Below are 12,515 nucleotides of genomic sequence, written 5' to 3' on the forward strand. Positions count from 1 at the left end.
TGGGGGTGTATCAATGGATCGTTACGGAAAACTGACGGTGATTACTGGACCTATGTATTCTGGAAAAACGACAGAACTTCTAAATTTTGCGGAGATTTATGACCTTGGAAGGAAGAAAATCGTTATTTTTAAGCCAGCCATCGATAACCGGTACAGTGCTGAAGATGTTGTAACGCACAAGTTTTTTAAAATGCCTGCTAAGGTAGTTGCGAGTTCTGATGAACTGGCTCGTGTGTATTATTCAGTTGGAGAAAGGCCCGATGCGATTTTTGTTGATGAGGTGCATTTTTTTGATGAAGCAATAGTTGATGTGCTAAAAAAGATAACCTCAGATGGTGTTGATGTATATTGTGCGGGTCTTGACATGAGCTATCTGTGGGAACCTTTCGAAGCAACAGCTAAGCTTATGGCAATAGCTGACGAGGTCATAAAGAAAAAAGCAGTGTGTGAAATATGTGGAGAATACAATGGGACACTATCGTTCAAGAAGAAGACAAACGGTGGTGTGATCGATGTTGGAGGGAAAGAAAAATATATAGCAGTTTGTAAAGATTGTTATAGAGAATTATCTTTGAAGGAGGGAGATAAATGATGGTGAGAAAGTGGAAGATTATTTTGGGTTCACTGTTCATTTTTATTTCTGCATTTGTTGTAGCACAATCGAAAGCAAATGTGACAGTTGTCCACACGAGTAACATATATGGAAATGTTTTGCCCTACAATTATTTTAATGATACTTTTGAGCCAAAAGGTTTGACGTATATTTATTCATACGTGACTTCAAAGAGAGCAGAGAATCAGAATTTTGTTCTCATCGATACAGGAAATATCCTTTACGGAAGTCCGTTTGGTGATTATTTTGTTGAAAAGGACATAGCAGAAAATCGAGTTTTAGAGTTAATTAACAAAACAGGTTACGATGTTTTAGTACCAGGAACGTTTGAGCTTTCGCTTGGTAAAGAGTATCTGAATCAGTATGTAAGAAAGTTTAATGGATTTGTTCTTGCGACAAACTTAGTTGGCGAGATAGACGGTATTAAAAACTACTATGTCAAAGTACTTCCAAACGGTATAAAAATAGCGATTTTCGGCGTCGTACCACCTTATGGTGAATATAAGTACAGTGACTATATTGCAAATCTTCGCGAAAGGATAGATAGAGTTAAGAAAGAAGTTGCGCCAGACGCAATCGTGCTCGCGACAAGTGGTGGCATTTCTTATGATCCCGTAAAAGGAAACAGAATAGCTTTGGAAAGCAATTTGAACATAGGGGACGCTTTGGTAAAGAATTTCTCAAAAGATGTTAATATCTTCTTGTTTGGAAATCAAGCCTTAATTTATACGGGTAAGAATCAAAACGTGATTTACTCACTTCCAGGTAATGATGGATTGTCAGTGAATGAAATCAATCTTGAATTCACGAAGAACGGAACTAAATGGAAATTGAACAACGTTTCCATTAAGAATGTCAAAATGGCTGATATCAAAGTCAACGAGGATATTATTTCATGGGCTCAGAAATTTGAAACAGAAGTGGAAAAATGGCTTTCCGAAAACTTGTTTGCATCTGCAGTGACAATTGGATTCAACAAATACATGGCCATTCTTGAAGATAGCTTAATCACGGAGTTGGTGAATAAATCAATTATTGAATATACAAGAGCGCAAATCGGTATTTGGAATGTCTTTAATCCGAATTTTAAAGGTATAGTGGAAGGAAACATAACAAGAAAAGAACTATATGGGTTGATTGGAAAAACAACATCTGTAAAAGTGTTGAAGCTTTCTGGTGGGGAAGTAAAGGAGATAATCAAGAATAGCCTTCAGTATTTATCGCTTGAAGATAGTAAAGTCTTGTTCTCGAGAACAGTTGTAAACAATCCATGGTTCTATGATCTTATTGAAGGTATAAACTACAAGGTTGTGTTGAACAATGGGACAATAAGAGAAATAACCTTCTTGGGTAAACCTTTAGAAGACAGCGATACTCTTATTATGTCAGTGCCAACTATAAGAACATACGGTCAGAATCCATTACTGAAAGGCAAAGTTATCAATGATGTTGAGGTACCTGTGCAAAAAATACTATTTAGCACGATTGGTAATCTGTTGTCCGATGGGGTAATAGCCAACGAGGAGGATAGAAACAGAGAGTCCTTGGTACTCCTGACATACACTGTTCAAGCGGGTGATACTTTCAGACAAGTTGCTTACAGATTGGGTGTTAGTGAAGAGGAACTCTTGAAACTTAATCCTATTATCAAAGACCCGAATTTGATAAGGCCGGGATGGAAGTTCATCTACTACAAGAAGTATTTAGACCTTATTCCACCATTGAAAGAACTTTTCGAAGCCAAATAAATGAAAAGAGTGAACCAGATATTCAGAATTTAGAATAGTTTTTCATAGGCGGGGTGATAGTGATTCACCTCGCTTTTATTTCTTAAGTTAATCTCTCTGAAAACCAAGTTTTTGTATCATTCACACATAGTTACCATATGTGTGGTATAATATATAAAAGTTGAAATAGTTAAATAAATAGAACACATCCGGAGGTGTTTTGAGTGAAAAAGTTTTATATTACGACGCCTATTTATTATGTTAACGCGGAACCTCATATAGGGAGCTCATATACTACGATTGTTGGTGATATCTTGGCTCGTTACAAGAGAATGCTCGGCTACGAAGTTTTTTATCTGACTGGTACGGATGAACACGGTCAAAAAATAGCTCAGGCAGCACGAGAGAAAGGTGTTGAACCTCAAGTTCTCTGCGATGAACTTGCACAGAAATTTAAAGATTTGTGGAAGGATTTGAATATCACAAACGATTATTTTATAAGAACGACAGATGAAAATCACATGAGAACTGTTCAGTACTTTGTTTCAAGGATGCTCGAAAATGGCGATGTCTACAAAGGTACGTATGAAGGATGGTACTGTGTACCGTGTGAAACGTACTGGAACGAAGATGAATTAGAGCATGATGAACACGGACACAACCTTTGTCCATCGTGCAGAAGAGAAGTCCAGGTCATCAAAGAGGAAAACTATTTCTTCAGATTGTCAAAGTATACGGAGCCTCTTCTAAAGCATTTCCAAGATAATCCCGAGTTTGTTGAGCCTGATTTCAGAAAAAACGAGATGTTAAAAATTCTCGAATCTGGTCTGAAAGACCTTTCGATAACCAGAACAACGTTAAAATGGGGCATACCAATGCCAAAAGATCCAGAACACGTCATTTACGTCTGGGTCGATGCACTGATAAACTATATTTCGGCAATCGGTTATCCTGACAACATGGATAATTTCAACAAATGGTGGCCCGCTGATGTACATCTAATAGGAAAGGAAATTAACAGGTTCCACAGCCTTATTTGGCCTGCAATGTTGATGTCGGTCGGACTACCTTTACCAAAGAAAGTCTTTGCGCACGGCTGGTTGACTGTGAATGGCCAGAAGATAAGCAAGTCGCTTGGAAATGCTATAGATCCACGTGAGTACGTAAAGAAATATGGTAACGACGTTGTTAGATATTACCTCGTTAGAGATATAGTTTTTGGAAAGGATGGAGACTTTTCCGAAGAAAACCTCGTTAAGAGATTGAATTCTGATCTTGCTAACGATTACGGTAACCTGCTCCATAGGACACTTGCTATGATTGTGAAACATTTTTCCTCAATAGTTCCGGGTATTTCTTCGTTAGAAGAAATTGATAAGAGCCTCATAAGTGAATATGAAAAGACAAAAGAGGAATATATAAGCCTGATGGACAGTTACAAGATAACCGATGCGCTTGATAGATTGTGGCAGTTTATAGGGTATCTGAACAAATACTTTGACGAAACAAGGCCTTGGGTGTTGGCAAAGGAAGGTAATAAGGAAAGACTTGGAACAGTTTTGTCTTTGGTTGTAGAGAGTACACTGAAAGTTGCAACACTTGTTTCGCCAGTTATGCCTGATTCATCAAAAGAAGTCTATTCAAGACTTGGTATAAGCAGTGATTTCTCAGAGATTTATTTGACTGGGTGGGAACATCTCAAAGACAGAAAGATTCTACATGGTGAACCACTGTTTAAGAAATTTGAAAAAGGTAAGGAGGAAAAGTTTATGGAAAAAGAGCAAATTAAGGGTCAAGCTGAAACTAAAGTTGAAAATGTCGTAACTATGAGTGATCTTATAGATATAGATTACTTCAAAAAAGTAGATTTGCGCGTTGCAAAGATTTTAGAAGCCGAGAAAGTGGAGAAGTCCGAAAAATTAGTTAAGTTACAGATAGACCTTGGTGAACTTGGCAGGAGACAGATAGTAGCAGGTATAGCTCAGTTCTATAAACCCGAAGAGCTCGTAGGAAGGCTAATAATTGTTGTAGCCAATTTGAAGCCTGCAAAGTTGATGGGACTTGAATCAAACGGAATGCTGCTTGCCGCTAAGAAGAACGATAAGCTCAAACTGTTAACAGTATCTGATGAAATCGAACCGGGAGCGAAGATTTCGTAATAAGTTTCATGGTATTTCAGATTTGTGGTTAGTCAAATTAGTCTGGAATTTGAGGAGGTAACTCAAGGTGAGCGAGAAAGAATTCAGTGATGTAAACAATCCCGTTGAATCTAATGGCGATTCAAAAGATAATAATATAATAGAGCGATTGCTCGAAGAGGAACTTGTGAAATCATATCTGAGCTACTCGATGAGTGTAATCATCGGGCGCGCTATCCCAGATGTTAGAGACGGTTTAAAACCTGTTCAACGAAGAATTCTGTACTCAATGTATGAGTTGGGATTATCGCACAATAAGCCATTTAAAAAGTCTGCACGTATCGTTGGTGAAGTGATGGGTAAGTATCACCCGCACGGTGACGCTTCGATTTACGAAGCGCTTGTGAGAATGGCACAACCTTGGTCCATGAGATATTCACTTGTTGAAGGGCAAGGAAACTTTGGGTCTGTTGATAGGGACCCACCAGCTGCGATGAGGTATACCGAGGCTCGTCTGCATAAAATCTCGGAAGAAATGATGGAAGATATAGAGAAAAATACTGTCCGTATGTTAGATAACTTCGACGGGTCGTTGCAAGAACCAGAAGTTCTGCCTTCAAAATTGCCAAATTTATTGCTTAACGGTGCGAGTGGTATAGCAGTTGGTATGGCGACAAGCATTCCAACGCATAATTTGAAAGACGTGGTGGATACAATAGTCGCAGTTATTAAAGAACCGGATATTTCTGTCGAAAGGCTGCTTGATATAATCAAAGGCCCGGATTTTCCAACTGGTGGAATTATCATAGGAAGAGCTGGAATACGTGAAATGTATGTTACAGGCAAAGGCAGTTTCACTGTAAGAGGCAAAGTTGAAGTAAAACATGAGAAGAAGAAAAAAAGCATAATAATTACCGAGATACCCTATGGCATAAGCAAAGCAGATTTAATAAACCAGATTGCTGAATACTTACAAGAAGAAGAGATTCCAGTCAAGGATTTAAGAGATGAAAGTGATAAAGAAGGTCTTAGGGTTGTAATCGAATTTCCAGAAGAAATAAACGAGGAAGTTATTTTGAACAATCTCTACCAGAAAACAGGCCTTCAAACGAGATTCAACGCAACGTTCTTGGTAATAGATGCAGATAAGCAACCAAGACTGATGAATCTTAAGCAAATAGTTGAGGCATTTGTCAGACACAGGTTTGAAGTTATACGCAGGCGCACACAGTATGCGTACCAACAGGATTCAAGAAAGGCTCATATCCTTGAAGGACTGATAAAAGCTTCGAGGGCGATAGACACCGTTGTAAACATTGTGCGAGGTGCGAAAGATTCTTCAGATGCGACAGCACAGTTGATCGATATTCTCCAACTAACTGAAGAACAGGCAAAGGCAGTATTGGACATGAGACTTGGTAGGCTTACAAACTTGGAAACTCAGAACCTGCAAGGTGAGTACAGGGAAGTATTACTGCGATTGGAAAGGGAAAAAGAAATATTGATGAGCGATGAGAAGGTCTATGAAGTCATGATTCAAGAACTTCTGGAATTGAAGGAAAAGTACGGAGATGAGAGAAGAACCGAGATAACAGAATACGAAGAAACAATAACGCGGTTTGATAAGAAGGATCTTGTACCAAACAAGGATGTTGTTATGACGTTGACAAGAAAAGGCTTCTTAAAGTTGATGGACCTCAATGTCTTCCGAACGCAAAGGCGCAATGGAAAGGGAGTTACTGGAACCAACTTAATGGAAGACGATATCGTCTCACAGATAATTTATACGCAGTTGCACAACAATACGTTGTTCTTCACTTCCTTTGGTAAGGTATACGAACTTGAAAACTTAGAGATAGAAGAAAGTGGACGCACAACGAAAGGTAAGCCCGTTAATAAGTATATAAAGCTTGAACAAGGCGAAAAGGTTCTTGCAATGATGGATATATCAGATTACAGTGGCGACTTGCTTTTTGTGACTAAGAATGGTGTGGTTAAGAGAACGAAACTTGAGGAGTTTAGGAATATAACATCAAAAGGTATAAGGGCTATAACTTTTAGAGAAGGTGACGAGCTTGTTTCTGTGTTGAAAGTTTCATCTGAGGAGCACACTGTGTTGATCTCTACTAAACTTGGAATGAGCATCAGGTTTGGACTTGAAGAAGTAAGAACGATGGGAAGATCCGCAGCAGGTGTTGGTGGAATAAGATTGCGAGAAGGCGACCAAGTTGTCTCTGCAACCATTTTGGAAAATGACGAAGGATTTATACTCACAATAACAGAAAATGGTTTTGGAAAACTGACAGAAGCTTCAGAATACAGGAAGCAGTCGAGAAATGGAATTGGTATAAAGAATATCGCCGACCTTGAAAAAACAGGAGCTATTGTTGGTGTTTCATATGTAAAAGGTGATGAAGAAGTCGTTGTATTTACCAAAGACGGTGCGACTATAAAATTCAAAGTTAGCGATGTACCTTCACGCGGACGTGTAGCACAGGGAGTCAAAGTGATCCACCTTGCTGACGGAGATATCGTCGCAGATTTTGCCGTTATCGGTGGTGAAGATTGATTTGTACAGGGAAATTGAACACAAAGCGGATTTGGCGTATGAAGTAATTGTAAATGATATCGATGAGCTGCTGAGAGATTTAATCGAGATTTTCAAAGAGAATGCAGAGATCGAAAGTTCAAAAAATGTTGAAGTTTCAAATGACAATTTGCAAAATATTGTAAAAAAATGTTATAATATAAAAATGATTAAAGATATGGACGAGTCGGATGAATTCATAGACAGCGTTTTTGACACAGTAAATGATATAATTTCTTTAATAGACAGGGGATATTTTCCAATCAAAGTCGAGAACTCCTGCATTTATTTGATACCGCTTAGAGTGATTTTTAGAATCAAAGCTTTGACTTACCACGCACTTAAAGTAAAAGTTCTGGGTTCAAGAATTCATTTTTGGATGGTGTTCGACGTATGAGGAATTTGACAGAAAAACAGCAGCAAATCTATGAGTTTATAAAAGACTATATAACAATGAAAGGATACTCTCCATCTGTTAGGGATATAGCGCGTCATTTCAAGATGACGCCACGTGGTGCTCAGCAACATATAATAGCATTAGAAAAGAAAGGTTACATAACACGTGCCAAAGGACCAAGGACGATAACCTTGGCTGACAGGAAGGAAAGTATTACAATTCCTGTTAAAGGAAAAATCGCTGCTGGACAAGCCATAGAAATGTTTGAAGAAGTTGACGAAGAAATTGAGGTACCGTTGGTCATGCTTCGAGGTTATGGAGTTTACTTTGCCTTGAAAGTTCAAGGCGATAGTATGATTAATGCACACATTGTTGATGGAGATTATGTAATCATCAAAAAGCAATATACGGCAGAAAACAATTCGATAGTTGCCGTCACGGTTGATGATAAGGTAACACTTAAGCGTATCTTTGTTAGGGATGATGTCATAGAGTTAGTTCCAGAGAATGATTCGTACCCAATTATAAAGCAGGATCCAAAGAAGGTTAGAGTTATAGGTAAAATGGTAGGGCTAATTAGAGTTCTTAAATAGGTTATTTTCACAGTAAGGGGTGGACAGTTATGGAAATGAAGAAATTAGGAGATATAGTTCTTTTTAAAGTTCCTGAAGAAATGGAGCTAACTAATGCTCAGGATATTAAAAGATTTGTATATGAAAATTCTTTCGATAAAGGTTTGAAAAAAGTAATTCTTGATTTTTCTGAAACTAAGTATATAGATAGCACAGGCCTTGGAACTATGGTCGCACTCCACAAGCAAGCATTGATGAACGCTGGAGCGGTTGTTTTTTTGAATCTTGATAGTAACATTAAGAACTTACTTAAAATGACAGCTTTAGATAGAATTTTGAATATTTATGATAATGAAAGGGAAGCCATTGAGTTTCTTAATAAGTAAAAAGCTTAGATTTAAAAGGAGGGGATCATATGTACACTTTTACAGAGCAGTTCGGTGTTGCGGTAGTGGCACTCGACGGAGAAATTAATATGCAAAATGCCATGTCACTTAGAAATTGGGTTGTGGACAATCTCATAAAAAAAGGAAAATCTAAAATCGTTTTTGACTTTGCAAAGGTGAATTCAGTAGACAGTTTTGGATTGGGAACATTCGTGAGCTTACACAAAAGTGCTCTTTCAGCAAATGGTGTAATAGCTTTTGCAGGTCCAAATGAAAATGTTAAGAAGCTGCTTGCAATGACGGCGCTTGATAAAGTTATAAGGTCGTATCCTTCAGTGATGGAAGCCGTAAATGCGATAAAGTAATTCTATAATTCTAAATGATGGGTGTGATCGATATGAAAATAGCCATTGGCAGTGACCATGCAGCCTTTGAATTAAAAGAAAGGATTGTTGAACATTTGAAGAAGAGTGAGGTCGAAGTCATCGATTGCGGTACTTATTCAATTGAAAGCGTCGATTATCCCGACTACGCCAAAAAGGTTGCGGAAAAGGTCGTAAAGAAAGAGTGCGATTATGGAATATTGCTGTGCGGAACAGGAATAGGAATGTCAATAGCAGCGAATAAAGTAAAGGGAATAAGAGCGGCTTTGTGTCTTTTCCCTGATATGGCGACATATGCCAGAAGACACAACAACGCTAATATATTAGTTTTGCCTGGCAGACTTATGGGTATTGAACTGGCAAAATGGACAGTTGATGCGTTTCTTGCTGCCGAATTTGAAGGTGGAAGGCACGAAAGAAGAGTTAAGAAAATTGAGGAGCTTGAGGAATAAATGTCGTGTGAATTCGTTTTCTTTTCAGATTTGAACGTTGATTTTGTACCAAGGAAAGAAATCGACAATGGAAAATTCGTAAGAAATCCAGAAAAACCCGAGAGACTTACTGGGGTGTTAGGTTATTTAAATAAGAAATTTCAATCAGGAAGCGTCGTTGAATTCTCTGAAGAATGGATTCTCAAAGTGCATACTGAAAAATATTTTAAGTACATTGTCAAAAAATCTCAGGAAGTATCTGGTGAATATATTCCAGAAGTCTTTTTTGTCGATTTAATTTTTGATACTGGAACTCCTATAAACAATCTTACTTATATTGCAGCTAAACGGGCAGTGGACGTTGCATTGTCTGCTGCAGAGTGTTCTTTCACAAGTGGAAAAGTAACATATGCATTAACTCGGCCACCCGGGCATCATGCGATGCGTAGTTTCGGTGGTGGTTATTGTTATTTCAACAATGTTGCAATCGCTGCGAAATTTTTTGAAGAAAAGGGTATGAAGGTTGCAATCTTAGATGTTGACTTCCACCACGGTAACGGCACGCAAGACATCTTTTATGCTGATCCAAATGTGCTCTATGTCTCTTTGCATGGTGATCCAAAAGAATTCTATCCATGGTACAGTGGTTTTGAAGACGAGATAGGTGAGGGAAAAGGCAGAGGGAAGAATATAAATATACCACTTCCAAGGGGAACTGATGGAAGGATTTATTTTAAGGCACTAAGAAAGGCACTGGAGAAGATTCAAGAATTTAGCCCCGATGTGTTTTTGCTTTCTCTCGGAACCGATACGCATGTTAAAGATCCAGTAGGTAAGTTTTCTTTAAAATCTGAAGATTACAAGATAGCAGGCAGACTGATTGCTGATGCCACATCAAAGGTAAAGTACAAAGTCTTAGTACATGAAGGTGGTTATAATCATTATTCAAATCTCTCTGCAGTAAAGAATTTTCTTGAGGGATTCCTAAGCTAATATTATGCAAGGAGGAGTATAAATGAGCCTTAAGGAAAAGATTTTGAGCGATATGAAAGAAGCTATGAAGAATAAAGATGACCTCAGACTAAGAGTTCTTAGAGCAATTAAGACGGCTATTGGATATTTCGAAGTCGAGGGTGAAAAAAGAGAGGCAACCGATGAGGACATACAAAAGCTGATACTGAAAGAAATTAAGAAGAGACAAGAATCGATAGAAGCTTACAGGAATGCTGGAAGGGAAGACCTTGCAAAGGCAGAAGAAGAAGAGCTTAAGATACTGGAAGAATACGCTCCAAAGATGCTGTCAAAAGATGAGATTGCCGCAATTGTGTCCGCTGTAATTAAGGAACTTAACGCTACGCAGAAAGATTTTGGAAAAGTTATGAAAGAAGTTATGGCACGAGTCAAAGGTTCGGCCGATGGTAAGTTAGTCAATGAAGTGGTGAAGGAACTATTGAGTTGATGAATCGAGTGAAAATTGCGAATAAACTGAAAATATATCCAATATTTCTTCCAAACTTAGGGTGCAAGACTCGGTGTGTTTATTGCAATCAGTCGATAATGACTGGTGAAAATGTTCCTAAATTTTATGTTTTGGAACAGCTTCTTAAAGACAAAAATGATATCGACGAAATAGCATTCTATGGTGGCACTTTTACAGGGCTTCCAAAAGATGTTATGAAAAGATTGTTATCAATAAGGCCTGATATTCCAAAAAGAATATCTACAAGGCCTGATAGTATAGATGAAGAAATCTTGGAAATATTGAAATCAGGCAATGTTAAAACAATAGAACTCGGTGTAGAGAGCTTAGACGATGATGTGTTAAAACATTCTAAGAGAAACTATACTAAGGAAGACGTTCTAAAGTCAATTAGACTCGTTCAAAATCATTTTGAAGTTGTAGCCCACTTGATGATAGGGCTTCCGTATGACACAAGTGAAAAGGATTTACGCACTGTCAGTAAGCTTTTAAATGAAGGAGTTAAGCTTTTCAGGATACATCCGACTATTGTTTTCAAAGACACGGAACTGGAGCAACTTTACAATAATGGTGAATATGAACCTTTGACTCTTGAAGATGCTGTTACTATTATTTCGGAAATGACAATGTTTGTAGAGAGTTTCGGAGGGGTTGTAACTCGTTTAGGATACTATGTACCTGATTCACAAAAGCAGTTCATCGTCGCGGGACCATATCATCCTTCTTTCGGTGACCTTGTTAGAAGTTCTATAATAAGGATGCTGGTAGAAAGGTACGACATACACCAAATTCAGTACAACAGACGATATAAGTCTTGGATTTCAGCCTATGGGAATTCCAATATAGAACTCGACCGGAGAGAAATCGAAGCAGATGATATTCTGCTCGACAGCATTCCTTACAAGGTGTTTATACGCAGATTTGTTGATGAATTCACGCTACAGAAAATTTCATGAGGTGGTATGATGCAGGAATTAATATTTTGGTTGATATTTGGAGTAGTAGCTACAACACTGCTTTTTACACAAGTTCTGGTTACAATTCCGAAGGAACCTGTTGCTTTACCATCCGTACAGGAGGTTATTCCGGACGTTGGAAAAAGTGATCCTTCTGTTTCTTTGGTGTACGAAAATAATGTTTTAACCAATAGACTCAATGACTGGGTCAAGGACAAGAAAAGCAAAGTAATATACGGACTTGGTCAGGCGTCAGGCCCAAATTTTAACGAGCGAACCGTAAAAGAGTCTGCTCTCCAAACGGCATATCAGAAAGTTATAGAATCAATCGATGAATTGCAGAAGGAAATTCTTCAAAAAATCGTTTCTCAAAATCCTGCGAAAAAAGAATTTTACGCAGAAAATTTGAAACTGGTTTTTGATAAGCTCTATCAGCACATAACGAGTGACGAATCTTTGGCACCAGTTTTCAAGATATGGACAAAATCAAGCGGAGAGGTTATTACATACTACTATATTGTGATACTCGACGATGAGTACTCTTTGAGCATAATGAAGGTTTTCGCCTATGATTTTTTTGAAATGTTGAAAAATGATGGAATTGACTTTGACATGCTTTGGAGGAATGAATTCTATCAGTCGGTAAAAACAAGCAAGTAATCGAAAGATTTCAATATAAAATAAAAATTGGCGGAGGCGGTGGGACTCGAACCCACAAGGACCGCGAGGTCCACCGATTTTCGAGACCGGCTCCTTAGCCATTCGGACACGCCTCCGACCTTTAAGCTCTGCTCAAATAGTATATCATAAGCTGAAGATTTTTCAATATGCAAAAGAGGTGAATT

The 12,515-nt window shown here is 38.2% G+C and carries 13 protein-coding genes and 1 tRNA gene; 13 read left to right on the plus strand and 1 reads right to left on the minus strand.

Annotation, left to right across the window (positions count from 1 at the left end; genetic code table 11):
• Positions 1–13: 13 nt before the first annotated feature.
• The 13 genes from IB67_RS09470 to IB67_RS09530 all read left to right on the plus strand — a co-directional run bounded on the left by IB67_RS09470 (position 14) and on the right by IB67_RS09530 (position 12,330).
• Positions 14–592 carry a thymidine kinase gene (locus IB67_RS09470; RefSeq protein WP_072760091.1) on the plus strand — a complete coding sequence of 193 codons (579 nt, stop codon included), beginning with the start codon at positions 14–16 and terminating at the stop codon, positions 590–592.
• The gene (locus tag IB67_RS09475) at positions 589–2,361 is read left to right on the plus strand and encodes a LysM peptidoglycan-binding domain-containing protein (protein ID WP_424695111.1); all 1,773 of its coding nucleotides are present in this window, start codon (positions 589–591) and stop codon (positions 2,359–2,361) included. Before IB67_RS09470 ends, IB67_RS09475 begins: the two co-directional genes overlap by 4 nt.
• Before the next feature lie 203 nt (positions 2,362–2,564).
• Positions 2,565–4,499 (plus strand): methionine--tRNA ligase, encoded by a 1,935-nt coding sequence (gene metG / locus IB67_RS09480; protein ID WP_072760093.1) that lies wholly within the window; start codon positions 2,565–2,567, stop codon positions 4,497–4,499.
• Positions 4,500–4,635: 136 nt separating this feature from the next.
• Positions 4,636–7,047 (plus strand): DNA gyrase subunit A, encoded by a 2,412-nt coding sequence (gene gyrA / locus IB67_RS09485; protein WP_072760131.1) that lies wholly within the window; start codon positions 4,636–4,638, stop codon positions 7,045–7,047.
• 1 nt (position 7,048) lies between these two features.
• Positions 7,049–7,462, plus strand: a complete 414-nt coding sequence (locus IB67_RS09490; protein WP_072760095.1) for a hypothetical protein — start codon at positions 7,049–7,051, stop codon at positions 7,460–7,462.
• A complete protein-coding gene (gene lexA, locus IB67_RS09495) occupies positions 7,459–8,055 on the plus strand; it encodes a transcriptional repressor LexA (protein ID WP_072760097.1) in 597 nt (198 codons plus the stop codon). Before IB67_RS09490 ends, lexA begins: the two co-directional genes overlap by 4 nt.
• Before the next feature lie 29 nt (positions 8,056–8,084).
• Positions 8,085–8,420 carry an STAS domain-containing protein gene (locus IB67_RS09500; protein WP_072760099.1) on the plus strand — a complete coding sequence of 112 codons (336 nt, stop codon included), beginning with the start codon at positions 8,085–8,087 and terminating at the stop codon, positions 8,418–8,420.
• 29 nt (positions 8,421–8,449) lie between these two features.
• Positions 8,450–8,785, plus strand: coding sequence for an STAS domain-containing protein (locus IB67_RS09505; protein ID WP_072760783.1), 336 nt, complete (start codon positions 8,450–8,452; stop codon positions 8,783–8,785).
• A gap of 32 nt (positions 8,786–8,817) precedes the next feature.
• Positions 8,818–9,255, plus strand: a complete 438-nt coding sequence (rpiB, locus tag IB67_RS09510; RefSeq protein ID WP_072760781.1) for a ribose 5-phosphate isomerase B — start codon at positions 8,818–8,820, stop codon at positions 9,253–9,255.
• The gene (locus IB67_RS09515; RefSeq protein WP_498875294.1) at positions 9,256–10,227 is read left to right on the plus strand and encodes a histone deacetylase family protein; all 972 of its coding nucleotides are present in this window, start codon (positions 9,256–9,258) and stop codon (positions 10,225–10,227) included. It begins immediately after the preceding gene.
• Positions 10,228–10,249: 22 nt separating this feature from the next.
• On the plus strand, positions 10,250–10,693 hold the full coding sequence (locus IB67_RS09520) for a GatB/YqeY domain-containing protein (RefSeq protein WP_072760777.1): 444 nt from the start codon (positions 10,250–10,252) through the stop codon (positions 10,691–10,693).
• Positions 10,693–11,670, plus strand: a complete 978-nt coding sequence (locus IB67_RS09525) for an elongator complex protein 3 (protein ID WP_072760800.1) — start codon at positions 10,693–10,695, stop codon at positions 11,668–11,670. Before IB67_RS09520 ends, IB67_RS09525 begins: the two co-directional genes overlap by 1 nt.
• A 9-nt stretch (positions 11,671–11,679) precedes the next feature.
• The gene (locus IB67_RS09530) at positions 11,680–12,330 is read left to right on the plus strand and encodes a hypothetical protein (protein ID WP_072760775.1); all 651 of its coding nucleotides are present in this window, start codon (positions 11,680–11,682) and stop codon (positions 12,328–12,330) included.
• Positions 12,331–12,358: 28 nt separating this feature from the next.
• On the opposite strand, the gene IB67_RS09535 is transcribed toward IB67_RS09530, so the two are convergent.
• A tRNA-Ser gene (locus IB67_RS09535) sits at positions 12,359–12,446 on the minus strand.
• Between the last annotated feature and the right edge of the window lie 69 nt (positions 12,447–12,515).

This window comes from Fervidobacterium riparium (assembly GCF_025370035.1).
Lineage (GTDB): Bacteria > Thermotogota > Thermotogae > Thermotogales > Fervidobacteriaceae > Fervidobacterium > Fervidobacterium gondwanense.